Source organism: Paenibacillus wynnii, assembly GCF_030812855.1.
Lineage (GTDB): Bacteria > Bacillota > Bacilli > Paenibacillales > Paenibacillaceae > Paenibacillus_AQ > Paenibacillus_AQ wynnii_A.
On record NZ_JAUSTK010000016.1, the window covers coordinates 78,217 to 103,700 of the forward strand.

22 protein-coding genes and 2 pseudogenes are annotated in these 25,484 nt (G+C 44.7%); 5 read left to right on the forward strand and 19 right to left on the reverse strand.

Features of this window, described 5'->3' with window-relative positions; translation table 11 throughout:
• Window positions 1-20: 20 nt before the first annotated feature.
• From J2T20_RS15965 to J2T20_RS15975, 3 genes are all read right to left on the reverse strand, one after another.
• Window positions 21-929, reverse strand: coding sequence for a transporter substrate-binding domain-containing protein (locus J2T20_RS15965; RefSeq protein ID WP_307589929.1), 909 nt, complete (start codon window positions 927-929; stop codon window positions 21-23).
• 27 nt (window positions 930-956) lie between these two features.
• Entirely contained in the window at window positions 957-1,949 is a 993-nt protein-coding gene (locus J2T20_RS15970) for a uroporphyrinogen decarboxylase family protein (RefSeq protein ID WP_307589931.1), read from the reverse strand.
• Between the two features lie 310 nt (window positions 1,950-2,259).
• The gene (locus tag J2T20_RS15975; RefSeq protein WP_307589933.1) at window positions 2,260-2,961 is read right to left on the reverse strand and encodes a Crp/Fnr family transcriptional regulator; all 702 of its coding nucleotides are present in this window, start codon (window positions 2,959-2,961) and stop codon (window positions 2,260-2,262) included.
• Window positions 2,962-3,032: 71 nt separating this feature from the next.
• Here J2T20_RS15975 and J2T20_RS15980 point away from each other — a divergent pair, with 71 nt between their 5' ends.
• Together J2T20_RS15980 and J2T20_RS15985 are read left to right on the forward strand one after the other, a co-directional pair.
• A complete protein-coding gene (locus tag J2T20_RS15980; protein ID WP_307589935.1) occupies window positions 3,033-3,992 on the forward strand; it encodes a DMT family transporter in 960 nt (319 codons plus the stop codon).
• Window positions 3,993-4,081: 89 nt separating this feature from the next.
• Entirely contained in the window at window positions 4,082-4,522 is a 441-nt protein-coding gene (locus J2T20_RS15985; RefSeq protein ID WP_307589937.1) for a DUF6376 family protein, read from the forward strand.
• 71 nt (window positions 4,523-4,593) lie between these two features.
• On the opposite strand, the gene J2T20_RS15990 is transcribed toward J2T20_RS15985, so the two are convergent.
• The 3 genes from J2T20_RS15990 to J2T20_RS16000 form a co-directional block, all read right to left on the reverse strand.
• Window positions 4,594-5,031, reverse strand: coding sequence for a hypothetical protein (locus J2T20_RS15990; RefSeq protein WP_307589939.1), 438 nt, complete (start codon window positions 5,029-5,031; stop codon window positions 4,594-4,596).
• A gap of 3 nt (window positions 5,032-5,034) precedes the next feature.
• Window positions 5,035-6,618: a glycosyltransferase family 39 protein gene (locus J2T20_RS15995; protein ID WP_307589941.1), complete on the reverse strand. Its 1,584-nt coding sequence runs from the start codon at window positions 6,616-6,618 to the stop codon at window positions 5,035-5,037.
• Window positions 6,619-7,160: 542 nt separating this feature from the next.
• Window positions 7,161-7,790, reverse strand: a complete 630-nt coding sequence (locus tag J2T20_RS16000) for a YfbR-like 5'-deoxynucleotidase (RefSeq protein ID WP_307589943.1) — start codon at window positions 7,788-7,790, stop codon at window positions 7,161-7,163.
• Window positions 7,791-8,077: 287 nt separating this feature from the next.
• On the opposite strand from J2T20_RS16000, the gene J2T20_RS16005 reads away from it, so the two are divergent.
• Complete coding sequence (locus J2T20_RS16005; RefSeq protein ID WP_307589945.1) at window positions 8,078-8,296, forward strand: PspC domain-containing protein; 219 nt, start codon at window positions 8,078-8,080, stop codon at window positions 8,294-8,296.
• A 46-nt stretch (window positions 8,297-8,342) separates the two neighbouring features.
• Window positions 8,343-9,035, forward strand: a complete 693-nt coding sequence (locus J2T20_RS16010; protein WP_307589947.1) for a PspA/IM30 family protein — start codon at window positions 8,343-8,345, stop codon at window positions 9,033-9,035.
• Window positions 9,036-9,094: 59 nt separating this feature from the next.
• On the opposite strand, the pseudogene J2T20_RS16015 reads toward J2T20_RS16010, so the two are convergent.
• Both J2T20_RS16015 and J2T20_RS16020 read right to left on the reverse strand, forming a co-directional pair.
• Window positions 9,095-9,292 (reverse strand): annotated as a pseudogene (locus J2T20_RS16015) (VWA domain-containing protein); the annotation flags it as partial.
• The gene (locus J2T20_RS16020; RefSeq protein ID WP_307589949.1) at window positions 9,289-9,657 is read right to left on the reverse strand and encodes a TerD family protein; all 369 of its coding nucleotides are present in this window, start codon (window positions 9,655-9,657) and stop codon (window positions 9,289-9,291) included. The gene J2T20_RS16020 and the pseudogene J2T20_RS16015, both read right to left, overlap by 4 nt.
• 62 nt (window positions 9,658-9,719) lie before the next feature.
• Between J2T20_RS16020 and J2T20_RS16025 the strand changes: the two genes are divergently transcribed.
• Window positions 9,720-10,352 (forward strand): 3'-5' exonuclease, encoded by a 633-nt coding sequence (locus tag J2T20_RS16025; protein WP_307589951.1) that lies wholly within the window; start codon window positions 9,720-9,722, stop codon window positions 10,350-10,352.
• 38 nt (window positions 10,353-10,390) lie between these two features.
• On the opposite strand, the gene J2T20_RS16030 is transcribed toward J2T20_RS16025, so the two are convergent.
• The 11 genes and pseudogenes from J2T20_RS16030 to pucD all read right to left on the reverse strand — a co-directional run bounded on the left by J2T20_RS16030 (window position 10,391) and on the right by pucD (window position 25,308).
• A complete protein-coding gene (locus J2T20_RS16030; RefSeq protein WP_307589954.1) occupies window positions 10,391-11,347 on the reverse strand; it encodes a 3'-5' exoribonuclease YhaM family protein in 957 nt (318 codons plus the stop codon).
• 193 nt (window positions 11,348-11,540) lie between these two features.
• Window positions 11,541-13,751, reverse strand: a complete 2,211-nt coding sequence (locus J2T20_RS16035) for an FMN-binding protein (protein WP_307589957.1) — start codon at window positions 13,749-13,751, stop codon at window positions 11,541-11,543.
• Between the two features lie 541 nt (window positions 13,752-14,292).
• A complete protein-coding gene (locus J2T20_RS16040) occupies window positions 14,293-14,745 on the reverse strand; it encodes an IDEAL domain-containing protein (protein ID WP_307589959.1) in 453 nt (150 codons plus the stop codon).
• Between the two features lie 701 nt (window positions 14,746-15,446).
• Window positions 15,447-15,602 (reverse strand): annotated as a pseudogene (locus J2T20_RS25920) (IS256 family transposase); the annotation flags it as partial.
• Window positions 15,603-15,696: 94 nt separating this feature from the next.
• Window positions 15,697-17,508, reverse strand: coding sequence for an adenine deaminase (locus J2T20_RS16050; protein ID WP_307589961.1), 1,812 nt, complete (start codon window positions 17,506-17,508; stop codon window positions 15,697-15,699).
• A 107-nt stretch (window positions 17,509-17,615) separates the two neighbouring features.
• Window positions 17,616-18,848: a pyridoxal-phosphate-dependent aminotransferase family protein gene (locus tag J2T20_RS16055; protein ID WP_307589963.1), complete on the reverse strand. Its 1,233-nt coding sequence runs from the start codon at window positions 18,846-18,848 to the stop codon at window positions 17,616-17,618.
• A 54-nt stretch (window positions 18,849-18,902) separates the two neighbouring features.
• Window positions 18,903-20,156: an allantoate deiminase gene (gene allC, locus J2T20_RS16060; RefSeq protein ID WP_307589965.1), complete on the reverse strand. Its 1,254-nt coding sequence runs from the start codon at window positions 20,154-20,156 to the stop codon at window positions 18,903-18,905.
• 8 nt (window positions 20,157-20,164) lie between these two features.
• Entirely contained in the window at window positions 20,165-21,559 is a 1,395-nt protein-coding gene (locus tag J2T20_RS16065; RefSeq protein ID WP_307589967.1) for an allantoinase, read from the reverse strand.
• Window positions 21,560-21,588: 29 nt separating this feature from the next.
• Complete coding sequence (gene uraD / locus J2T20_RS16070; RefSeq protein ID WP_307589969.1) at window positions 21,589-22,488, reverse strand: 2-oxo-4-hydroxy-4-carboxy-5-ureidoimidazoline decarboxylase; 900 nt, start codon at window positions 22,486-22,488, stop codon at window positions 21,589-21,591.
• A gap of 2 nt (window positions 22,489-22,490) precedes the next feature.
• A complete protein-coding gene (locus tag J2T20_RS16075; RefSeq protein ID WP_373457813.1) occupies window positions 22,491-22,997 on the reverse strand; it encodes a (2Fe-2S)-binding protein in 507 nt (168 codons plus the stop codon).
• 7 nt (window positions 22,998-23,004) lie between these two features.
• A complete protein-coding gene (gene pucD / locus J2T20_RS16080; protein ID WP_307589974.1) occupies window positions 23,005-25,308 on the reverse strand; it encodes a xanthine dehydrogenase subunit D in 2,304 nt (767 codons plus the stop codon).
• Between the last annotated feature and the right edge of the window lie 176 nt (window positions 25,309-25,484).

Consider the following 25,484-nt stretch of genomic DNA (forward strand, 5'->3'; position numbering starts at 1 on the left):
CCTCCTTTAACAGTCAGCAGTTATTCTTTAATATATTGGAAAATATCTTCTCCAAAGTACGTTTGCGACAACTCTTTGATTTTTCCGTTATCTGTCAATTGTTCAACCGCGCCGTCATACGCATCTGCAAAAGCCTGGTCGTTTTTATTGAACAGAGGCCAAGTTGGAATGCCCTTATAAGGAACATAAGAAAGTTTATCCGCAAATTTGTGATAGGCTCCGTCATCTGCCGCTACGCTATTCTGAAAGGAGAGCTTGATGTCAAAGAATGCATCATATCTGCCTTCCAGCACCCAAGTATAAGCATCTGAAATGGTAAAGGCTTCTGAAGCCACTAAGTTAATGGGTTTATCTGCATGCGTTTTATTGTAATCTTCCACAACAGCCCATTGCGCATTTTGAGGTGCAATCGGCACCAGCTTGCCGCTGAATTTAGCAAAGGAATCGATATCGGTAATTTTGTCAGCATTTTCAGTTCTAAAAGTTAGCCCGATGACGCTTGCAGCAACATGATTTTTAGGGAAAATAAATTTTTTCTCGCGTTCCTCCGTGCGCCATGCACCCTTCACACCCACATTGAATTTCCCGGATTCAATCCCAATCAATAAATCATCGTCAGAGGTAGGAACAAATTCGAACTCATACTCGGGAAGCAATTCATCAACGGCTTTTAGTACTTGAACCTCAAAGCCATCTGATTCCCCTTTTTCATTGACGAAATCATAAGGAACATAGGTCTGTGTATGCGCAACACGTACCTTGGTCACTTCCCCGGAAGCGGATGCCTTTTCTACTGTACCTGATACTGGAGCAGCCGCAGCGTTTACGGACTTGTCTGCAGTATTATTGTTATTCCCGGAGCAAGCGGTCACCGATATGGCAATAACGGATATGATAGTGAGCATCATCATTTTTTTCACTGTTTTCATTTAGTTGTCTCCTCAGAATTCAAATTTTTACAAGCTTGCAGCTTTATTTCGTACCCAATTCAACCGTTCCAGTTCGATATCGCTAGGCAATGTGCAATCAGCCCCGAGAATAATTCCCGTCTTGCCGACCAAACGTATCGTCTGTTCCGTAAAGTCCTCAATTTCTTTTTGACTTCCACTGTATAGTAATCCGGTTCGATTGTTATCGAATCCGCCTATGACGGCCCGGCCGCCGAACAGCTCTTTGCCTTCAACCAGGCTGATATTTTCATTGTTCACGGCCCAATTGATTGCCTTTGATTCATAATGCAAATAGAGGCTCAGATCATTCCTGCTTCCTTCGTATCCGCAAATATGGAGGATGTTATTGTCGCTGACCTCATTCGCCTGTGCCAACACCCTTAGCTCACCAGGCGCAACCACTTCTCTATAAATTTCAGAAGTAACGCGTGGATCCTGTACATTCTGAACACTGAAATAGATACCGTCCGCTTTTCCCTCGGTCACAATTCTGTGTGCTAAGGTCGTTATGTCTTCTGCAATTACGTCCAAGGCATGCTTAACTGCCTCTTTATCCTCTGCAATATAGTCCGCCAGAACCTTGTTCCCATCGTCTCCGAACGCAAATTTGAAATATGTTGCTGGTGCAAAAACATTGTAAAATGTCAGCACATCAGCGCCTATTAGACTTGTTAATGTCTTTACAAGCTCCACCTGCTTAACGATCCACGGATGCTCCGCACCGACCGGCCGCAGCTCTCTTAATTCTGCCGCACTTGTGGCATGGCTGAGAATTGAGGAGGGATATCCAAAGAAGCCATCGCTCATAAGTTTTACGAAATCGGGACGAAATTCCTGAAAATATTGTTTATGCCCATCTATGTTTCTCTGAATGATAGAGGCGTCCTCCAACCCTTTGAAGCTTTCATCATGTTGCACGAAGTGAAACCAGAAACCGACCGGAATCCGTTCCACCGGTTTATTTTGCAGCGCGTCCAGAACTAATTGCCGTTGAGACATTTTGTATCCTCCTTTTGTTTATATCTGCAATATCTTCGTACCTGCTCTCCCTTTTAGATCAGCAACAATAATTCGGGTTGGTTTTTTTCATTAGGTCTCTCCTCCATACTTTATTATTCCTATGAATTTACTGTGTTTAAAAGAAATTAGCATATAAATATTTATTACTCTGTATAAAATGAACTTGCAAAATTGAGAAATGCAAAATAAATGACTGAATAACTAAACTAGCAACTGTTGCTAGTGTTGCTTTTTTCACCTTATTTAGACGCATTGCAAATAGAAAAAACCTCCTTCTACTGCATCTGATTTAGTCAGATACTGTAAAGGAGGTTATAAGTTCACCTAATGCCGCACGATTAGAAATGATTACTTTTTTATACTGCAAGTCTATCCACCCTTTTTGCTTAAAATCATTCAATACCTTTGTGACCGTTACTCGATTTAATCCAAGACAAACCGCTAATTCCTCATGAGAATAAGGTATGCATGTTTCACTAATTCCCTTATCTTTATTTGGATAAGCCGTTTCGTCCAATAGAAAACTAGCTACTTTTTCGTAACGGTTATAAAAGGTGGAACGCTTTAACTGATGAGACAAATGACTACATGTATTGGATAGCAGTTGAAAAAGGGTTACTGTAAGCTCTTGGGATTGACTAAGAAAAGGATATAAACGTTCTAAAGTACATGAAACTAACTCTACCTCATTAACTGCATCTACCGTTGTTTGTCTCGTTGCTTGATATAAAAATGAAGATTCACCGAAAATCCGCCCCTTTTCCACAATCTCAAGCGTCAATTCCTCGCCTTCCTTTGATAAGTAATATACTCTCACTCGTCCTTTTGTTATCAAATACAAGCGGTTAGCGTGGTCTCCCTGCATGTAGATGCGCTCTCCCGAGTGGATACAAATACTACTCCCAGCCTGCTCAAAATAACTATACAACGACTCCGGGACCTTTATAGATACCATTATGCCCTCCCGATTAAATTTACTAAATTGTAGCATAGGCTACATTGAACGAATACACTTTATGTTATTTTTTGATATATATTCAAATCTTGAATTGGGGGATATACATGCAAAGAAGTAGACAATTAGGTTATTTATTTTCAATATTAGGAGGTACATGTTGGGCACTATCTGGTGTATGTGGGCAATATCTTTTTCAATACCATCAGTTAACTTCCGAGTGGTTAGTATCCGTTAGACTCATTTGTGCAGGTGTGATCCTGCTCTTACTACATATAATAAAGGGGCATAATGTATTTGCTGTATGGAACGAAAAAAATGACATTAAAGATATTATTATTTTTGCAATATTCGGAACTGCTTTCTGTCAATATTCGTATTTTTCATCTGTAGCTGCCTCAAATGCTGCAACTGCAACCTTTATTGGTTATACTAGCCCGATTTTTATTATTATCTATACTGTAATTGCAACAAAAAGAAGGCCAGCACCATTTGAAATTGTTTCTGTATGTCTTGTTACAATAGGAATTTTTGTTGTGGCTACACATGGTGATATACATTCATTATACATTTCCTGGCAATCACTGACCTGGGGATTATTGAGTGCTGTTACCTTTGGTATTTATAGTATCCAGCCGCAACGACTAATGAGAAAATTTAGTACTCTCGTAGTTTCAGGATGGGGTATGTTAGTAGGCGGTGTTGTTCTTCTATTGATTTTTAGACCTTGGAATTCTACTATCATCCATAATTTACAAGCCTACATTGCAATGGGCATAATTATATTATTTGGAACGGTATTGTCTTATACATTATATTTGGAAGGTATTAAGAGAATTGGCGCAATTCAAGCAAGCCTTTTATCTTCAATAGAACCGGTGATAGCTACCTTACTTTCCGCCGTGTGGCTCAATGAATCCTTTGAAATCATAGATCTGTTGGGATTTGCGTTTATCTTGTCAACCGGTATTACACTTGCAAAGGCACCAAAAGAGAGAGTTCATAGTAGATCTAAACGATCAGAATCACGAAATGAACCCGCAAGGGTAAAAAGTAACATCGGGTGATTGATATTTAGCTCACGCAACCTGGTGCGACTCAGCCCGTATTAACTACAGTAAACTGGCACATACGATAACTAAGAGGAGTGAAGCGAATGAAGAAATACAGGTTAAGTCTGCTGCTATTCATCTTGCTGGTTATGCCGAGTTGCGGGTTTGCGGAAAAGGTGGGAACCAGTGTGAATTTCGCCAACGATACAGCTTCTTATATGCAAACCTTGACGGAATTCGGGCAAGAGATGGATACGCTAGCTGCCAATGCTGCCACAGACCTTCAGAGTAGGGAGGCATTGACGGACAGGCTTATTGCACTGAAAGAACAAGTCACCCAATATGCCCAACTTCAGGTACCGGAGTATGCAACAGACCTGCACCAATCCATTGTGGGATATAATGAAAAGCTGCAGCAAGGTCTGGATCAAGCAATAACCAACCTGGAAGAAGGAAAAGCCGCCTTCGAATCGACAGGCATTCCCGATACTATAAACCAAATCAACGAGTTATTGAACCAGCTCACCCAACTAATCCCGGGATAACAACGTAAATAAGCGCTCAAAGTATAGCAGCACATACTTTGAGCGCTTATTTCATTGCTTGGCAAATATGATTATTGCCCTGCATTCATCACAGTGATTCGTTCAACCGTTTCCGTGTTTTCTTTATACCAAACTATGATGATTTGGCCTTCTTTCAGATCTGAGGTTTTTACCGTTGAATCCGTTGAGATCGTCAGTGTTTTCTGTTCTCCCGTATCAACCAACTCCACGGTGACTGTATTCCCATCTAAGGTCAGGATTTTGCCTGTTAGATCGGCATTCATCATGCCTCGCATAGAATTCCCGTTACTGTTCCTTGTTGCTCTATCCATACCCTGCCTGCCGTTCATACCGGGAGCACCATTCCGCCCCCCGCCATTCATCCCCGGAAAGGAGCCTGAACCTGTATTCGTTATCTTTTGCGCGGTGATGGCGTCGCAGGAGATTAGCACCAGGGAACAAACAATCATCATCAGGCCTGTGAGGATAACATAAACTCTTTTTCGCATAACTTATAACTCCTTTCTATTGGATGATTGGTAACGTGGGAGAATGCTTTGGATCGTATAGTCATAGACGTCATTGAACCCCATGTAAGACAATACGATTAGCAGCGGATACACCGGATAAATATATCTAGATTTGATTTCCCATAAAATATAGAAACCGACAAACCCCAGAATCACTAGAATCAACGATACCTCATCAAATCTTTTCACTCTAATCCCGCCGATCAACCGGATCAGAATGAAGCAATAAATCAGAATATTCAAAACATATACGATCCAAAGCAATGCGTTTCTGTACTTGGAGTCCCCTGCGAATAAATCTGAAGCAAAGGTTGAGTAGCTATAGCTTCCCGCGATCCCGCCCATGCCTCGTGCACCGCCTAATGACCCATCATTGCCGATGCCATACCGATCCATTTGGTAAGTTCCTTCCGTCCAGGTCCAGATCATTTTCTTATAATACATTTCCGCCAGATCGCCCAGAGACGCCTCAGATAACTTCCGGCTGATTTCTTCCTTGAACAGTTCCGTGCTGTCCTCTTTGTTATAGTTCGCTTGTTCTTGGTATATAGTGTAGCTCTCCCTGTTATCCCAGAAGCCGAACGTTTCCGTATTGAAGCCCATATTCAGCCACATATACACCGGAGCAGAATTTTTGGTAACCGATTCATTAACTACGTTATTAGCCTGCAAAAGCACATTTTGCGTCCAGTTTGGAACGTTAAATAACAAAACCAGGATGCCCAAAGCCGCGATTCCCTTTTTGACCCCAATGCTCTTGATGCTTAGCAGAATGGATAAGGCCACTGCGATCAGGACGATAACACCTACACTTCTAAAATAATTGCCGATAGCCAGTAAAATTGCTGCTAAAATAAGATGCTTCAAGGCCTTGCCTTTCATAAACTTGATCGAAAAATATAACGCGCTGGTAAGAAAAGCAGTTGCGATAACATCGTTGTAGATCAGATTATTCATGAATAAGGACGGGATATAGGTTGCTGCAAACACCAGAACACCATAGTCTTTTTCTTGTGATTTGCTATTCATTTCTTTATAAATCAGGTAAATCATTAGCGTCGTAACCAGTGTAAATAGAATATTGAAGATTTTGATCACCAAGTAGTTGTCCGGGAATAAGAACAGCAACGTTTTTAAGTACAAGACGACAGAGAAATTAAACGGAAACATATGTAGATATCCGCCCGTTTGGAACGTGGAGTAATCATTCTCATACAGCATGCTTAAGGCCAGCGAAAGTACCGTCTGCGAATCATCCGTGGGCACTCGGGTAAACAAAAAGATAATCACGATTTGAATCAGGAGCGAACACAGCAGTGTAACCGGAATGACAACCTTTCTCCTATACTTATTAAGCTTCAGGCACAATCGGTACAAAGCTACGCTAAATAAAATCACCAATACGATTACAAGAAGAAAAATGCCCAGTTGCTGTCGTTCCAGAACCGGCGTATCACCATAAGCAAAAAAATTATACTGCGCCCTGTACACAAACGAGGATGCAATGAACAATCCGATAAAGAACGTTAGCATGAAATATACTGATTTTTGGAACATCTTTTCCATAAAAAATCTCCTTTGCGGCAATATATTGAGCATGTGGTCGTGACTTTTCAACGGCTACTCGCCTTTGGGAGCATTATATCCGCCTATTATGAAAATTAGCTGAGTGCGAAGTCTTTGATCAAAATTTTCAAAAAAAAGACAGACAGCGAGTAGGTTCGCCATCTGTCAAAATGAATGCTGCTGGAGCTCATTAGAAGCGTTGGGGATCTGCGAGATCGGATTGCGGTCTGACATCTCAAGGATTTCATTGTTCAAGAAGGACAGATCCAATACATTTGCCCACACATTCAGGGCATCCTTGAAAGCACACCCGAGACTGCTCTGCTAGAAAGCATGGATTTTCTGTATCGGCTGTATGACGAAGTATAAGTTGTTACGACTCTAAGGATCAAGCCCTTGGGCGGACTCCAGTGCCCTAATTATCTCCATTTCGGCTTAATTTCAAAAAGATGCATTCCTACGGCTAAGGATTGCATCTTTTTATTCTCCAGAAATATTACATTCCTTCAATAGCGGGTTCTTCTATTTGTCGTAAGTTTATTTTAAAGAGCCAACGCCTCTTCAGTAATACGCTTTATATCAATCGATGAGATGCTTTCCTCATTCACCATATCCGGCAGAATCGTCTCTAAGAAATAATCCACACACTTCAAATTAATATTTTTGATTTTGACTAAGGCATTACGGTACATAACCACAAATTCCTTCTCTGTATTACCTTTTTGAAGCTCCGAAAAGGCCTCGTACACTTGATCCATTTTATCGGCGACTTCCAAAATCAAACCTTCAATCGAATCATCCTTGCCCTCCCGCAATTGGTTGTAAAAGATGCTTTTGAACTCCTCGGGAATATGCTCTTTAATGAAGTTATTGATCATCCCTTCCTCGACCTGCTGGATCAAGGATCGAAGTTCCATTGAAGAATGCTTAACAGGTGTCTTGATATCGCCTATAAATATCTCACCGTAATCGTGGCTGCTCGTGATTTCATACAGCTTCTTCCAATCTATAGTCGCACCGTTTTTCTCTTCGATATCGGCCAGTGTTTTGGCGTATTGAACCACCTTCCAGGAATGAGCTGCTACAGTGTGCACTTCAAATTTGAACTTACCTGGACAGCGAAAAATCCTTTCCAATTCATTCAGAGATCGAAAATAAGTGTGAATACCCATTTGGTCCGCCATCCTTTACTACGTAAATTTAAAAACTGGACATGATCCTAGTATATATTTGGAGTGTTAAATAGGGATTAACTTTGTGTAATCAAGTGATTTAGGTATCAATTCGTTGATTCCCCGCCTATTTGCCAGAGCATTCCCCGCCTCAGGTCGAGTTAATAAAACAGTCCTCAGCCTGTGTTGCCGAACTCAGAAAGGTCTTACAATAAGTACATAGACAACGGATACGAGATAGACCAATAAATCAAACAGATTCATAACTAAGAGAGGAAGCGATTGAAATGAGAAAACTTTACCGTTCACAGAGAGATAAAAAAATTAGTGGATTATGCGGAGGATTGGCGGATTGGTTTGGTTTTGATGCAACGGTCATACGGCTTATTGCATTGATTGCTGCAATATTCAGCTTCGGGTCAGTCCTATTCTTTTACTTCATCGCCAGTATCCTTGTTCCGAAAGAGCCTATCGGCAGCTTCAATAGCGGCTTTGATTTCAATTAAAACTATAGTCCATTAAAAATCGGCAAACATAAGAGGAGAGATTGGAATGAGTATATTCAATAGAATTGCAACTTTGACAAAGGCAGCCTTACACGAGGGTTTGAACAAATTGGAGGATCCTATGCTGCTGACCGGACAATATTTAAGGGATTTGGAAGAGGAAATCTCTACTGCGGAGCGTAATGAGCGCGACCTCAAAGTAGCAGCCACTGTATTGGAGCGTCGCAAGCACGAATATCAGTTGATGGCGGAACAGAGCGAGATTCTAGCCGTTCAAGCGATAGAGCAAGGTAACGAGCCGGAAGCCAAGCTTGCTGTTCAAGCCAAGCTGAAGTTCATGGAGAGTGAGCAGGAATGTACAGCTGGTCTGGAAGAAACCCGGCATACCCTCTCCACTCTTGAGATTAACATCCGAAATGCCAAGGAAGAGAGAACTCGCCTTAAAGCCAAAAGAGAAGAACTGGCCGCCCGTGCTCGTCAAGCCAAAGAAACACTTCATAAGACTTCACGGAACATTGGACAGGATCCGAGTAAAGGGAACTACGGGCATACCCTAAATACCGGTGAAACGTCCCGCGGCTTTGAACGGATGGAAGAGAAAATTACAGAATTAGAGACTCATGCAGAAAACTCTCAACGGAATTCCCACTCCCCTTCGTATCCTGCGGTCGATCCAAGCCTGAACACAGCTGTAGAGGCCGAAATGGCCCGTCTTCGCAGCCTTAATAACGGGAAATAACATTCTAAAAGGGGCTGATCCAAAAGCCATTAAATGACTACATGGATCAGCCTTCCTTTCAACCGTTCAACCACTTCCTGCACAGTTCCGTTATTATATAAATTTCTCATAGAACCGGTGATATCCAGGACTATGCCAACCCTTGCAGTTACTCCTGTCAATTCCTTCTTTTCCAGCGTGAATTGTACGATTCTTTTTCTTAAATCAATGGAAGGTAGAATTGGTATTTGTTTCTCTGGAATGTAACCTGAGATCATAGCGGCCTCAGCTGTTGTAGCCACCTCTGTCGATACTCCTTGCATAATGCTTCTAGTCCCCCATTGAAACCACTACCTATAGCATTAAACTTCCACTCATCACCATAGCGATATAACTCACCCACCACAATAGCTGTCTCTTTGGTAAGATCGGAGCCGTAATCGAAACGAAACAGTTCTTCCCCGTTATTACCATTCAAAAACATAGGATTTCCATAAAAAATAAAATTCTCATCACGCTCGCAAACATTCTGCTCCGACAGCAAAAAAGCAGCAGCATCAATGCCTATTTCAGTATTTGCTGTTTGCCATCCAAAGTTCAATTTGAGGTTTACTATAGATCTGCACTCTATCATCTCCTTCATTGTCTTTAACCTCTCACTACTTTAATATGAATATATAGAAAAGAAAGATAAGGGGCTTACATATGGACTTTACAGCAATAGACTTTGAAACAGCGAACTCCAGTCGCTCAAGCGCGTGCGCTTTGGGGATTGTTGAAGTTAAAGCGGGTAAGATTTGGGCAGAGCACAATTGGCTGATTGATCCGCAACAGCATTTTGACGGGATGAATATCGCAGTACACGGAATCACTCCCTCAATGGTCCGAGGCAAACCTACCTTCAGTGAACTTTGGCATTCGATAGAACCCCTTCTTAAAGGACAAATCGTCGTGGCACACAACGCCTCTTTTGATATGAGTGTTCTGCGATATTGCTTAGATGGGGCTTCGCTCGACTACCCTGATTTTCAGTATTTGTGCACCTATTTATTAGGCAAAAAAATACTGCAGAATCTGTCTTCCCACAAGCTAAATGTAATATCTGATCATTTTGGGATTAGGCTGAAGCATCATGATGCTTTGGACGATGCCCGCGCTTCAGCTGCTATTCTATTAAAACTTATGGAATTAGAAGAACACTCTGATCCCTTACAGCTATCCAGCATTCACGGATATAACAGCGGAAAGATGTATGCCGGCGGTTACACTCCATTTACATCTACAGTTAAAAAATCTAGAAAGAAGCCTGCTACAAGATCCAGCAGACTTTCAATCTAATTACGCTTAAATAATGAACTCTCTATTATTTCTACTCCTCAAATTTTTAATCGGTAAACCGCCTTATTCTCCAACCCCCTAATAAAAGGCGTCCATTCCTCAGTTTCAGGGGTGGTATCCAACGCATCCTCAACCATCTGAAGTTTAGCGTCCATAGCATCAATATGATGCAGCGCCACTGCTTCAGCTGTTTGCGGTTGTACGGGACTACCCCATTCCCCAAGATTGTGGTGTGATAAGACCAAATGCTGTAAAGCCAGCACCTTTTCAGATCCTAAATCAATATCGGAACGAATAGCTGCCTCCGTAATCCAGTTAGAGGCCATGGAAATATGACCGATCAGTTTCCCCTGAACACTGTATTCGGAGACGATGCCCAGCTGGGAGATCATTTCCTCCGGTTTGGCGATATCATGCAGGATTATTCCTGCCTTCATCAAGTCCGGGTTCAGAAAAGGACGCTGTTTGCAGAGAAACTCACCAATCTCTAGCATGCGCACCATATGATAAGCAAGTCCGGCAAAATAAGCATGGTGATGGGTTTTAGCGGCCGGATAATGCATCAGCTTCTCTTCTACCTTACCAACACAGAATGAAACAATCGTGGATATTTCTTGATCTGTAATACTTGCCATAACCATTTTAATTGTATGAATGAGATCTACAGGCCGGATAGGGGCAGAGCGGATAAAGTCTGTTAAAGCCACTCCATCGGACTCTATAACCAGTCTCATTTTTGAAATCTTGATCTGCAATTTTTCACGGTAAGTATGAGCTGTACCTTGTACCTTTACAAGCGCCATCGGGAAGAAGGTTTCTTTATCCGTAGTACTTACGTCCCAAAATTTAGCAGATAACTGCCCACTCGAATCCCCTAATACAATATCAAAATAATCCTTTTGAGGAGTACCATTCGTTTGTTTAATTGCCAGCTCCCGCAGTAGATAAAAACCGACAAAATCGTCCTGTGGCGCTAGCTGCTTGATTTGTGTCATGTTGAGCCTCCTATAGATAACAGGTTGGAAACCTGTCTTTGTATATGTAACTTTTGACACCTACCTCAAAAATCCCTTTAATTCACCAGATTATCTTAACTGTAGAAGCCTTCCTCTGCAGAAAAGGGGTCATCCTCCAGTCATTTTCATGACCTTTGGACAACCCCTTATACTTTAAGGCTTAATTTATTGATTATTTACCTGCTGATTCAAGAGCCGCTTTAATTGCTTCTACAACTTTAGCAGATACAATCTTCTCAGCATCGTTGGTACCAAATGCTGTTGGTTTGTATCCATATTTATGCATGATGCCATAAGTTGTGCCTTCAATTTCATTCTTAACTGCTTTTTCAGCCTCTAACAATTGATCAGCAGTTTTAACTTTACCTGCAGCATCAAGATAGTACACAACCATGTTCGTTGGAACACCATTTTTAACAGTTACCATTACATCTACAGATTTATCTGCACTCACACCGATGAAGATACCGTTGTAGTAAGCAGCTTTGTCTGTTTCTACGATTTGTGCTTTTCCAAAGGCTCTGTCAACAGCGGCTTTCAATGCAGTGCTGCTGCTAGTAGCGCCGGAAATAGCATCTACATTTTGAGCTTCTTCTCTAGTTCCAGCAGCCATGAAGCTTGCAGTAAGCTGTGGAATAGCTTTTACTACTTCTGGGTAAGCTTTTGAGCCTAAATCTACAAGGTTCATACCTACACGTTGTAGAACTACATCTACAATCTTACCATTACGCAGTGTTACATCAGCTCTGTTTGTTCCTTTATCATAAGCATTACCAAATGATGTGAAAGTACCGTCTTTATATTCACCTTGTAGCTTGGATGCATTTGTCATAGCGTCAACCATAGCTGCTTTTACTGCTGTTGACAATGCTGTTTGATCAGCAATTTCAGAGATATTAACGCCATTTGCAAGCAAATCAGCTGTTACTTTTGCTACGAAATCCTTTTGTCCAGGGGACAATTTGTCTTCAGCAATCAGCTTCTTGTCAGCTCCGAACAAGCTAACTTTAACAGCAGTTACTTTATCAGATGCAATATCAACCAACAAGAAAACTTTAGATTGGTTGTCAACGCCGGCAAATTTACCATCAAAATATTGACCTGCAGTTGGAACCTTCAATGCTTTTTCGAATGCTCTTTCTACAGCTTCATTCCAGCTGTGGCTACTTTCAGTAGCACCGGAGATTCCATCTACCTTCTCATCATAGTTAGCGAAGAAAGATCCATTTGCAAGAAATTTAGCAGTCATTGGAGCATATGCTTTAACTACTCCAGCATAAGCTGTTGTGCCTCTGTCGATCAGGTTTGTTCCCAATCTGAGCAGTTTTACATCAACCAGCTTGCCGTTACGGATAATAATGTCAGCTCTTTCTACGCCAACACTTCTTGCCGTTCCGTATGCAGAGTAGAAACCATCTACATAAGTCGGTTTATTATCAATTGTAGCGTTTTGCTGTGCATCCCAGAAAGCTTTTACAGCAGCTTTGAAATCAGCTTCCAGACCTGAAGTAGCTACTGCGGCAACGCCGTTAGCCAACAGTTGTGGTTTAATTGCTGCAATTGCTGCAGTTTGTGCTGCAGTGTATGTCTTCTCATCAACGAAACTTCCTGTAGCGGTCATTGGGTATACTTTAACGTCTGTCAGCTGGTTAGCTGCATAGGTTACGTATACTGCATATTTACCTTCTGGATCTACACCCATGTGTTCGCCATCAAAGTAAACTGCGCTAGCAGGTTTAACTTTCAATGCTCTTTCAAAAGCTCTGTCAACCGACAGTTTCCAGCCTTCGCTTGAACGTGTTGCACCGGATACAGCATCAACTGCAGCGGCTTGTTCTCTTGTTTTACCAACCAATCTTGATTCCATCAAACCGTAAGCCTGCCATACATTTTGGTAGTTGGTACGGGCTTCGTTATCGATAAGCTTAGGATTAGTTCTCATAAATTCAACGCTTGCAATCTTACCATCTTTAATGGTTACTTTAGCGCCTTCAGTACCTTTAGAATAAGCATTGCCGTAAGCAACATAAACTCCATCTTGGTATACGCTTGCTTTAACAGTTACAGGTTTTGCTGTTGCGACAGGTTTCGCTGTTGCTGCAGGTTTTACAGCTGGTTTTACAGCTGGTTTAGCAGTTGGTTTTACTGTTGCTTTTGCTGTTGGCTTTGCCGTTGGCTTTGCTGTTGGCTTAGCAGTTGGCTTTGCTGTTGGTTTTGCTGTTGGCTTTGCTGCTGGTTTAGCTGTTGCAGCTGGTGCTTCCTCGGAAGCAGCAGATACCGCATCAACCTTCAGGTTCAAAGCTGGTGCATTGATCGTAAACGCGATCGGTGACAACAATAATGCGGCGGAAATAGTCAATGAAATAAACTTTTTGTTTTTCAATCTGTATTCTCCTTTACCAATTCCCCAGTTTTATGTAGCATTTTGACAAGTGAATCCTTCGCAAGTGTGATATACTTCCCTTCTCATGAAGAACCTGTTGTCTCTTCACAAGAGGTCATCCCCCCTCTCGCTCCTCATCTACACTGAATAATTAAGTTTACCAAAAAATGTATACCCGTTTTTCCTTATTAGTTAGACTGTAAATCTTCCTATTAAAGGTGAATTAATTCACATAAAAAGATGTCGACATTTTTACCAGTATTTTCAGCTTGATATTATCAAACTTTTTAAGTTCTTTTCTGTATATTAAATCACACCCCCTATAATAAAAATCACTATTTACCATTTTACACCACATTCGCATGTCATTACCTAATCAATGCTTTTTCATGTCGAATCAAGTGACCGGCGAGCGGGAAAATAATCTTTCTTCCATTACCCAAGCAATCCTGCGGTGAGATTCTCGCTAGTCACTCGGCCGGTCATTTTAGAAGTGTGGTCAGGGTCAAAGTTAAGGAGGGAAATGTATAAATAGCTAGTCTTATGCTGTCAGTTGTCTATATTTATTAGTCAGCTCCTGAAACCACTGTTTGTCCTGAAGAGCCAGCGCGAAATCAATTAACTCTGTAATCTCACTTTTTTGCAGTTCCGGTGAGTCATTAAAACTAATCTCTGCACTTGCTGCAGCAGCCCCTTCTGAGCCTTCTGTGAAATCAAAGGAAAAGTGGAGCTTAATATCGCTCTCCATAAACTCGTTACGAAGGAAATACAGAATCTCGCACATGAGTACGGGTCTGATCTGGTTGTCAAAAACACAGTCCATTACCTTTGCCCAATAATGCTGATTCGTGAGGTGTAACTTATCATTCGTTAAGAGATATTTCTCTCCCTGAAAATCATTGACGAAATTTAGCTCCAGCGGCTCCATTTTAAATATACCGGCGATTTGCTTCTTGGCAATATTCACAATGTCTTGCGTTTCTAATTTAATCATCTCTCAAGCACCTCATCCCTCTTATTTGGACTTTCAGTAACTTCGCAGCTTCTGCAATAATGCTACTAATTTTTAATTAATTTAAAGTTAATATCGTCATCTTACTATACTTTGTTTATAGCTTTATATAAATTTCTCAAAAAAAGTGATTCAAATTCTGTAAATTTGTTTAATTTATGTCCTGCAATAAAAAAAGACTGTTCTGAGTGTTAAAAACACCTCAAAACAGTCTAGTTTATAGAACTATATAAATTGTACTTAAGATTTACTCCTTGGGTGTATGGTAGTGTGTTAGCAACTACGATGAATGTGTAGACTTCGAGCATCTATCCGCGACAAATACGGCAAATCGTCTACCTACTTGGGTTTCAAAACTATATATAGTTGCAGAACTTACACTTATAGTTCTCCCTTAGCACACTTTAGGGGGTTTAATTGCACTTTATACACTTATTTTTGGGTATTCCGGGGTTTATCCGGCATATTCGTGTTTTTAGTTGCACAAAGTACACCTATCCATTCATCCGAGCGCCAAAAGCTAGAAATAAGTGTATAAAATACATCTATTACTCTGACTACCTCCGAGTTTTCGGTAGGATCAAGAAGTTTTTGTATGAGAGTAGAAAGTAGTTTCTCGGGTGTTGTTTGTAGGTGTGGTTGTAGTTTGAGGCGGGAGAACCCCACCCCAAACTACAAGGGAATTAGGCTGTTTCTTCCCGCCCTTCCCGCACCGGGTATCGCGCTTCAAACATCTCGTTTAGTTTCTTCCTTACCTCTAAATCACCGAAGCCGCGAATCACCCGTTCGCCAAAACGTTCATTGTACTCTATTACCTCAAGATAGACGATTTTCTCTGCCCAACCCGATTAAACGAATGAACAAAGAAATTCGAAAGCGCCTGAAACCTATGAACAGTCTCACCAATATGGATGTTAAGTTCAGCTTATATAACTATACAAAAAGCGATACCTTTTTGATCCCTTCTTCCGGTGAAATCCGAACTAGCCCTTTGTCAGTTAGGCGGAGGGTTGGGATCACTGCCAATGCAAGTAAAGACAGTGTCATAAAAGCATAATTTAATGTACAGCCCGCATCATAGAGAGCTTTACTGATAGCAGCAGATTGTGCGGATGCTATCTCAAACGGCTCAGTGGACATCAGACCCGCTATAGCCAATGGAAAAAGAGTTGTACCTTCTGCTGTTATTACAGCTACTCCCCCCTGCGCGTCAGCAACAGCATTCGCGGCCTGTGACATCAACTCATCGTCATTGCCGATTACAAGCACATTATGACTGTCATGTGCAACGGTCATCGCTATGGCCGCCGGTTCATGAAAGCCGATTCCACCTACAACACCAACGGACTTGTTCCCGGTTCCTTTGTGCCGTTCCAACACTGCGATCTTGCATAGACCATCCCCATTGCCTATTTGCAGTTTACCTTCCTCTACAGGAAGTGTAAGAATCTGTTCTAGGGTCTCTACATGATTTTCCCGGATTTTGATAACTCTTGTAGCTAGCTTACCTGTATTAACAGGGGCTGGGATAATAAAATCCTCCGCTGTCGGACGTGTTGGCAAATGAACCGATGTCAGTACCTCCGGCGGATAAGTGTATGGAGTCAATGTCGCCGTCATAACACCGTTTTCTGCAACTACGACACCTGCTGCTATCGTGAGCACAACATTGACATCTGATAAATTGCCATCTAACAGTATTATATCTGCGTAGGAACCCGGTGTAATGGAACCGATATCGCGGGACAAACCAAAACGTTCAGCCGTATTAATAGTCGCCATCTGGAAGGCTGTAACCGGCTTAACCCCTTGTGAAATCGCGTGCCTAACTACGAAATCCATATGTCCTTCGTCCCGCAGTGATTCCGAGCTCCGGTCATCGGTTACCAGCATCATCCGACGCGGATCAAGTCCTCTTTCTGTATGCGCTGTAATTGTTTTGGCTACATCGTGCCAGGCAGAACCCCTGCGCATTTTGGCATACATACCGAGCCGCACCCGCTCGATCACATCATCTGCTGTGACACATTCATGATCACCGGTTACACCAGCCGCAGCATATATAGGAAGTCTCCAGTCACTGGAAGGCCAAGTAAAGTGTCCGTCTACGTATCTCCCTGCACGTAATGTAGCTTGAATTTCCCCTAGCATTTTCTCGTCGCCATAGACAACACCGGGAAAATTCATTACTTCACCCAACGCGATAACATCTTCTCCCCAGGTGAAGGCTTCTGCCACTTCCTCTGGACCTATGGATGCACCGGTTGTTTCGAATTCCTCTCCTGCCGCTGGTACACAGGAAGCAACCTGCATATAAGCAGCTAGAGGTGTTCCCCGCATTTCATCCAGCATCAGCTTTATACCCTTGAGGCCAAATACGTTGGCAATCTCATGGGCATCAAAGAACCCTCCGGTCGTGCCCATCGGCAGAACCGCACGAGCAAATTCAGAAACTGTGAGCTGTGTGCTCTCAATATGGCAATGTCCATCCAGGAGCCCGGGGGCAATATATTTGCCGCCCGCATCGATGACCTGTGTCTCTTTTCCAATCATATGTGAGACTTCTTTGCCAACGTAGGCTATTCGTCCCCCCTGAATACCGATAGACATGCCCTCTAGGATCTCTCCAGAGCATACATTAACCAGCTTACCACCTGTAATAACCAATGTTGCCGGTTGATCCCCGCGGGCCGTAGCCACAAGCTCAGGTACACAATCTGCCAAAGGCTTTCTTATAAAAGTCATAAACCCCGCTCCCCCCGTTATCAAGTAAATCGACCCTACTCCGCTGCTTTTAGAAAAACGGCTTCATCGCCCTTAGCAGGACGAAAGCCGTTTTGGTATTCCACCGATTATCTTATGTTTGACTCATAAACGTCAAGTGCAGCTTGAACACCAAGGCCGCGCGGCACCGACAGCCCGTGACGTATCAACACAGCTTCTAGAGCACCAAGCAAACGCAGGATGTTATTCTCGCGGCAGCTAAACCCCATGGTACCAATACGCCAGATCAAACCTTTTAAGGGTCCGAAGGAACTGGCAATCTCAATCCCAAACCGGTCAAGCAGCATCGAACGGACGGATTCCCCATCCACTCCCTCTGGAATCAGAACACATGTAACTACTGTAAGCTTACTTTCGGGATCTCCATACAAATGGAGCCCCATTGCTGTTAATCCTTCTACAAGAGCTTTTTCGTGCAGGACATGTCTAGCAAATCGTGCCGCAAGCCCCTCTTCAAGCGTCAAACGCAAGCCTTCCCGGAGCGCATATAGCATGGAGGTCATTTCGGTGTGATGATTAAGTCTCTTAGGACTCCAGTAATCCTGGAGCATGCCAAGATCGAAATAATTACTTCGAACAAAAGACAGTTCCCCGGGTTGTACATCCCCGGTTCTTAACCCGCGTTCTACCCGTTTGCGGGTCAAAAGCTTGGCCTCAGCGCGTTCATTATAAGTAATGGGGGCCATGCCCGAAGGAACCGATAGACATTTCTGAGTCCCCCCTATTACAGCATCCAGCATCCAGGCATCCGTCTCTACAGGCACCCCCCCAATGGTTGCCACCGCATCGACAATGAACAGGCAATCCTGCTCCCGGCAGGCCCGCCCAATCTCCGCGAGCGGTTGAACACGGCCGGTGGAGGTCTCTCCATGGACCATTGCAACCACCTGCGGCCTGAAGTTTTCCATCGCAGCTATAACCTCACTAGGCTCAAACACACTTCCCCAGGTTTTCTCCAGAACCCTTACTTCCGCACCGCAGCGTTCAGCAATTTCATGCAGGAGATGCCCGAAACGCCCAAAGATCGGAATCAATACGCGATCTCCCGGTGCAATGAGACTCACCATCACCGCTTCGATGCCAGATCGAGAAGTCCCGTCAACAGGATAGGCCCATTGGTTGCCTGTTACGAATAATTCTCTCAACATTCCCATAGTCTCATTCATAATATCTGTAAATTCCGGATCAAATTGTCCCAATACCGGGAAAGACATCGCCCGCAGTACACGCGGGTCAACCTCCACCGGCCCCGGGGTCATTATGCACCGAAGTGAAGGCGACAAATCTTCGTACCGCTTCATGACAATCTCTCCTCTATAGTTCGCTCGTACGTAAAGTTGCGGTATCCTTTATAATCAAATTTCCTTATAGGCTAGCTCATATAGTAATTCGGTCAAAACTTCCAACCCGGCTCCCAGTTCCTCCGTTGAAGAATACTCTGCAGGAGAATGGCTGATGCCGTCCCGGCTGGGAACAAATATCATCGCGGTTGGACACCGCGGCGCAAAGAGTTGGGCATCGTGTCCGGCACCGCTCACCATGTTGCGGTAACTCCTGCCTTGCTTTTGGCATATGCGTTCCAGATCGTGACACAACTCGCTATTCATAGGTGCAGGAGGAGCGCTGAGTCTGGGGGTGAGCTCCATGGTTAGACCGCGTTTTGCTGCGATTTCATTAAAAGCCGAAAGGATATCAGTACAGAAGCGTTCCAGCTTCTCAGCCTCACTATGCCGAATATCCAGCGTAAATTGCACCTCACCAGGAATCACATTCGGGGTATTAGGGATTATCTCCAACCGACCTGATGTTGCCACTAGTGGTTCACCGGCCTCACCGGCTAAACGTTCAAGTAGAAGCAGCATTTCAGCAGTGCCCGTCAGTGCATCCGCCCGCATGTTCATCGGTGTTGTTCCTGCGTGATTCGCTGTTCCTGAGACCCTGACCGTAAAACGTCTCTGTCCGGCGATAGCCTGCACTATACCGATCTGCTTAGAAGTCTTTTCCAGAAGTATACCCTGCTCAATATGCAGCTCCACAAAAGCTTTAATATCATCTCTTTTTATTAAATCTATACTTTGGTTCATTGTGTCATCGCTGCTACCATATCCACACTCTGCCATTGCGGTCCTTAAGGTGATACCCTCAGAATCGGCGCAGGTATCCGCTTCACTTCCATCGTACATCCCTGTAACATGGCCGGAGCCCCAAAAGGTTAATGGAAACCTGCTTCCTTCCTCTTCACAAAATGATACAACCTCTAAAGACCGCAGCGGCTGTCCAAAAGTCTCATGGAGATAATGAATTGCAGTAATCGCAGCGGCTATTCCATAAGCTCCGTCATATTTCCCGCCGTTAACAACGGTATCCACATGCGAGCCTGTTAGAATCACTTTATCATCCGGGTTTCGTCCGACCAGACGTCCATAAACATTGCCGACCTTATCCGTTTCTACCTTTAGACCAAACCCAGCCATTCTTTCCTGCAAAAAAAGCTGTGCTTGGCTCCACTCCGATGTATAAAGCAGCCTAGTTACACCCGATCCCGGAGCGCTGAATATAGACAGATCATCCAGCAGCTTCATCATTTCGGAGGCTGGTGTTTGTGTCATCGGCGTACTCATCGGATTAACTGCCCTTCATTGATACGTAGCCATTGTCCGCCATCCCCTATAATCACTCCGTCTTCCGCGGTGTAGACAATATTTCCACGGCATATGGTTGCAGTTACCTTGCAGGATAAGGTTAACCCTATATAGGGACTGTGTTTGTGACGATACAAGAGGTCCTCTGCATCAAGTTTATAAGAACGGTTCGGATCGAGCAGTACCAGGTCAGCATCGAGCCCCACCGCTATGGAGCCTTTGCGATCCTGCATACCGAAACGTTTTGCCGGAAGCTCAGCCAACAGCTTCGAAATCAAAGTTACCGGTAAGCCCCTAACGGCTACCCCTTCATGGAACATTAGCTCCAGACTACTTTGGGCACCGGAAATGCCTCCCCAGGCTTCAAAAAAGGACAAATCCTCTTTCAATTTCAGCTCCGTCGGGCAAGGAGAATGATCTGATGCAACAAGGTCGATTTTGCCTTCTGAAAGCACCTTCCACAACTTCTCCCGTTCCTCTTCACTTCGTAAAGGCGGGGCGCATTTGGCCACTGGTCCGAGATTTTCCATGTGGGTCTCATTTAAAATGAGATAATGGGGACAAGTTTCCGCGGAAACATCCAGTCCCCGAAGCTTGGCAGAATGAATCATTTCTATAGCAGCTGCAGTACTAATATGAACAAAATGCAACCGGCATCCCGTCCGTTCACTATACAGCAGTGCTCGCGCAACAGCTTCCAGTTCGGCCTCGGGTGGCCGGCATGCGGCGAAATCGCCCGCTGTATTCCGCCCGTCCCGCTCGGCATCCGCAGAAAGCGCGGCTGTGATATCCTCGCTTTCTGCATGCAGTGCGAGAATGCCGCCAAGTGAAGCGATTGTCTTCATACCTTGATAGAGTGTATTGTTATCCACCTCACGGAATCGGCCTTCGCCCTCGCCTCCCGGATTGGATAGAAAAGCCTTAAAACCGGTAACGCCAGCCGCTGCCAACGTCTCTAAATCATCCAGGTTGCCGGGAACCAAGCCTCCCCAAAGCACATAGTCTATGGCGGAGTTTCCACAAGCAGCTTCTGCCTTTAGCTTGAGGGCAGCCTCATTAACAGTAGGCGGATTGCCGTTAAGCGGCATATCCGCGTAGGTCGTACATCCGCCCGCAGCGAGAGCGGCAGACCCGCTCCGAAAGCCTTCCCAATGGCCCATCGTCGGCTCATTAAAGTGCACATGCATATCAATCATTCCCGGCAGCACATATTGTCCTTCCGCATCAATAACGTTAGAATCCGAAGTAATCGTTAGATTCTCGCCAATCGCAGCAATTTTCCCCTCAAGAACACCGATATCCAACCTCATCACTTCACCGGAAAGCACTACATTCCCATTCTTGACTACAAGATCATAAGAATTCTTCACGTTACGATCACCCCCGGTCATCAGTTTCCTTAACTACCTCGATACGTACTGTATCCACCTGGAGCCACGAGCAGCGGGACATGGTAGTGATCCGAGGTTTTTTTTATATTAAAGCGAATCGGGATCTGTTCAAGAAAAAAGGGGGTAGTATCAACAGTGTCAATCTCTCCCACTAATGCTGTTTTCCGAAAATAATCGCCTACCATAAACAGTAGTTCATAACAGCCGGACTCCATCCGTGAACCTTCCAGCAGTGGAGCATCCAATCTACCATCCCTGTTCGTAACAGCTTCTAGCAAAAGCTCACTCGTTCCATTCGTTAACCTTCTGAGCTGAAGCAACAGTTCTGCGGCGGGAATACCACGGGCAAGATCAAGCACATGCGTTGTAAGTCGTCCGTAGGGTTCTTTGGTATCTTCTTTGATCAAATCATTCAAGCGGAACCGGGTGATTCTTCCGATTTCAGACAATGCCTGATCCCATTCTTCCTGCAGTGTTCTATTTACACGTTCGCTTATGGAACTGACAATGTCATCTTTGGTTTTGCCGCGTACGGCGAGAATAAAAGGGAATTGAAATTTAGCCGTGTACGTTTGGTTCAGTTCTTTTAGTAAAAGAAACTCTTCAGGTGCCAACTTATCCAGCCCTGCTCCCTGCTGCTCCGCTGCGGACAACGGACTAACCTGTAATTTCGTCGCCAAATCCGGGTGGGCTCTCAGCAGATGTTCAATTTGCTGACGGTCTGCCTGCCGCGCCGTTTCCAGCATGCTGCTGTGAAGGTGGTTTACTGATTCGAATGGGGCCTGAAGATAAGTCCCTTCTGCCACCCATGGTGAATGTTCAAAAATCCCGCCCAAACTTTCTACAAACTCTGCTTTACTCATACCGTTAATCTCTTCCAGTGTTAAGAGAGAGTCAGAACTATCCATCTTCAGCTCACCCCTCTTTCAATAGCTTTGTTCACTGCACGCATTATGCCTCCGTACCCGGTACAGCGGCATAAATTACCTGATAAAGCTTCTTCTACATCTTCCTGTGTAGGCTTCGGGTTCTCAGCTAGAAGTGCAACAACCGAGATCACCATACCCGGTGTGCAATATCCACACTGGAAGCCACCTTCCTCCAAAAATGCTTGCTGAACCGGATGCAAACCCGCTTCACTCAATCCTTCAATCGTAGTAATCTCTGCTCCGCTGCATTGGTAAGCCATCGTGAGACAGGCATTGACCGGTTGACCATCAATCAGTACCATACAGGCGCCGCAGCGTCCCAGTTCACAAGCACGCTTCGTGCCCGTCAGCTCTAAATCTTCGCGCAGAACATTAAGAAGCCTGCGTGTAGGGGGTACTTCTGTAGAGATCGAGTGTCCGTTAACACTGCATTCAAGTGTGAAAGCCGTTTCGGCTGTCTCTATATTTTTCTCTTCATTGCTGTCCATTTTGTAATTATTGGGCATGTGAGTTCACCGCCTTTTGCGGAATAAACGGCGTAGCCTGCAGCCATTCGGGATCGATCGGCAGTCGATTTACCCGTTTGCGTACCGCCTGAAATACTGCCGAGGCAACAGCAGGTGCCAAATTAACTGAACCGACCTCACCGATACCTCGGGGGCCGTAAGTATCATGCTCAGGCAAATCCTCAATCGGCTGGACCTGAATGCTGCCGTTCATATCTGCAATGGTAGGGACTAGATAAGTATCGAGGTTTTTGGTTACATAGCTGCCGCCCGACATGATAGCGTCCTCCGATAAAGTGAAGCCAATAGCCATGCTGCTGCCACCTTCGATTTGTCCAAGATAGCCTTGCGGGTTTGCAACAGGGCCTGCAGCCACTGCGTGATACTGATCGGTTACCCGAACACGTCCTGTCAACAAATTGACCGCCACTTTCACAGCAATGGCTGAGTAGGTATACAAAAAATGGGCGCCTACTCTTTCATAGGTTGTCGTGGGATAGTTAAACTTTGTTTCACTGACAATAGGAGCCGAAATACTGCGTGCCAACTCCGTGTAAGACAGCAGCAGCCCTCCGTCCTTCTTCCAAATGCCGCCGGGGCCGATCCTTAGATCGTCCATCACAGAATCGGTCAAAGCAGCGGCCGCTGCTTCAAGCAGTCGGGTTGTAAAGTCCGGATGCAGCCGTCTCAGTGCCATCCACATCATGCTTGTTGCCCGGGAAGCCGTGCTTGAGCCGCTGTCCGGAACCACATCGGTATCCCCGATTACGATTCTTAAATCCTCAGCGGCGAAACCATATTGCTCGATCAGCATCTGCTCCATCGTCGCGATTAGCCCTTGACCAAATTCCTCGTAGCCGAATACCGCTTCGATTTTGCCGTCAAGGGCCAGTAAGAGTCGCCCGCCCGCAGGGTCGGGAATACCGTAACCCAGACCCGCGCCATGCATAGCGATGGCGGCTCCTGTTCCGGTTACAATCCACGGTTCGGCAGTCGTTATATTAACATCGCTCCCCCCTTCTTGGGGAGCAACTCCTGCCATAAGCGGGGAAGCAGCCAAGGCTTCCCAGACCTGCATGGCCCCGTCTGTCTGGGCAATTTCCTGTCCCAGCGGTCCAAGATCCCCGTATTGCCGCAAATTCCTGCGGCGCATCTCCCAGGGTTCTATCGTCAACAACTCCGCCAGCCGGTCGATCTGCCCCTCCAGCGCAAAGATGGCCTGATTCCCGCCAAAGCCGCGAAACTCACCGGACACACCGTTATTGGTGTATACGGCAAAGCCTTCGACATCCACATGTTCGATTAGATAAGGGCCCATTACATGCTCAGTGGCAAAGTTAAGGACTTCCGCACCAAGCGTGGCATAGGCCCCTGTATCTGAAATAATTCTTACCTGATGGGCAATGATTTTGCCTGCTTGATCGCAGCCCGTTTTCATCGTAATTTTCATGGGATGGCGCTTAAGTCCGGCACGTATAGATTCCGCACGGGAGTTATGAAGATGGACCGGACGCCGTGTCCTAAGCGCGAGCAAAGCTCCATACGGCTGTACATTAAGCTCGTCTTTCCCCCCGAAAGAACCGCCGATCGGACTTGAAATCACACGTATTTCTTCCTCCGGGATAGCCAGAATTCGGGATAGCTGCTTGCGGTCCATCAATCCGTGCTGGGTAGCTGAATAGACTGTTAGCCTCCCGTTACTTTCAGGGATAAATAATCCGCCTTCCGTCTCCATATAGGTATGCATTTGTCGTGGGGTCCAATAGGTTTCCTCCACGACATGAGTGCACTCCTCGAAGGCAATCTGCGGTTGCCCCTTTCGATATTCGGTGTGATGCAGCACATTACCCTCCGCATGAAGCAGGATCGCATCTTTCTTCATGGCCTCTTCAGGGTCATCGAGCAGTTGGAGGGGTTCATAGACCACATCAATTAAAGACAGAGCATACTCCGCAATTTCATCCGTGTCTGCCGCTACAGCCGCAATAGCATCCCCTGTATATCGCACTCGCTCACTGCAAAACACTGGTTGGTGGGGTAGCGCAATACCAAAACCGTTATGTCCAGGCACATCCTCATGTGTGATAACAGCATGCACACCCGGAATGTTCAGAGCCTTCTCGGTATGAATAGAAAGAATACGGGCATGCGCCTGATGACTGCGAAGCACACGTCCGACTAACATCCCTTCTGCGCTCATGTCGGTCAAATACTGCAGCTTGCCGGATACCTTACCCTGTCCGTCGGGCCGTGTACGCCAGCGGATTCCGCTGGATTCCTTATTCAGCAGCATTTTCCCTCTCTCCTCTCGTGATGGACAAACAATCGTGTGAGAACAGACATCGTACCAGTGGTTTTATTTTTTAATTGCAAGAAGTGCACTAGACATGCACAAATGCTGACATGAAAAATATAGTTTAAATAAATTACTAAAAATGTATAATTATGATTTGTTTTCACTACTCAATC

Coding starts and splice junctions, on each gene's coding strand:
- J2T20_RS15990 (WP_307589939.1), bottom strand. CDS start 5,031: ATGCGAAAAAGAGTTTATGTTATCCTCACAGGCCTGATGATGATTGTT.
- J2T20_RS16000 (WP_307589943.1), bottom strand. CDS start 7,790: ATGGGTATTCACACTTATTTTCGATCTCTGAATGAATTGGAAAGGATT.
- J2T20_RS15985 (WP_307589937.1), top strand. CDS start 4,082: ATGAAGAAATACAGGTTAAGTCTGCTGCTATTCATCTTGCTGGTTATG.
- J2T20_RS16030 (WP_307589954.1), bottom strand. CDS start 11,347: ATGACACAAATCAAGCAGCTAGCGCCACAGGACGATTTTGTCGGTTTT.
- uraD (WP_307589969.1), bottom strand. CDS start 22,488: ATGGATAGTTCTGACTCTCTCTTAACACTGGAAGAGATTAACGGTATG.
- J2T20_RS16050 (WP_307589961.1), bottom strand. CDS start 17,508: ATGACTTTTATAAGAAAGCCTTTGGCAGATTGTGTACCTGAGCTTGTG.
- allC (WP_307589965.1), bottom strand. CDS start 20,156: ATGACACAAACACCAGCCTCCGAAATGATGAAGCTGCTGGATGATCTG.
- J2T20_RS16005 (WP_307589945.1), top strand. CDS start 8,078: ATGAGAAAACTTTACCGTTCACAGAGAGATAAAAAAATTAGTGGATTA.
- J2T20_RS16055 (WP_307589963.1), bottom strand. CDS start 18,848: ATGAAGCGGTACGAAGATTTGTCGCCTTCACTTCGGTGCATAATGACC.
- J2T20_RS16025 (WP_307589951.1), top strand. CDS start 9,720: ATGGACTTTACAGCAATAGACTTTGAAACAGCGAACTCCAGTCGCTCA.
- J2T20_RS16075 (WP_373457813.1), bottom strand. CDS start 22,997: ATGGACAGCAATGAAGAGAAAAATATAGAGACAGCCGAAACGGCTTTC.
- J2T20_RS15965 (WP_307589929.1), bottom strand. CDS start 929: ATGAAAACAGTGAAAAAAATGATGATGCTCACTATCATATCCGTTATT.
- J2T20_RS16040 (WP_307589959.1), bottom strand. CDS start 14,745: ATGATTAAATTAGAAACGCAAGACATTGTGAATATTGCCAAGAAGCAA.
- J2T20_RS15995 (WP_307589941.1), bottom strand. CDS start 6,618: ATGGAAAAGATGTTCCAAAAATCAGTATATTTCATGCTAACGTTCTTT.
- J2T20_RS15970 (WP_307589931.1), bottom strand. CDS start 1,949: ATGTCTCAACGGCAATTAGTTCTGGACGCGCTGCAAAATAAACCGGTG.
- J2T20_RS15975 (WP_307589933.1), bottom strand. CDS start 2,961: ATGCTACAATTTAGTAAATTTAATCGGGAGGGCATAATGGTATCTATA.
- pucD (WP_307589974.1), bottom strand. CDS start 25,308: ATGCTGCTGAATAAGGAATCCAGCGGAATCCGCTGGCGTACACGGCCC.
- J2T20_RS16010 (WP_307589947.1), top strand. CDS start 8,343: ATGAGTATATTCAATAGAATTGCAACTTTGACAAAGGCAGCCTTACAC.
- J2T20_RS15980 (WP_307589935.1), top strand. CDS start 3,033: ATGCAAAGAAGTAGACAATTAGGTTATTTATTTTCAATATTAGGAGGT.
- J2T20_RS16020 (WP_307589949.1), bottom strand. CDS start 9,657: ATGAAGGAGATGATAGAGTGCAGATCTATAGTAAACCTCAAATTGAAC.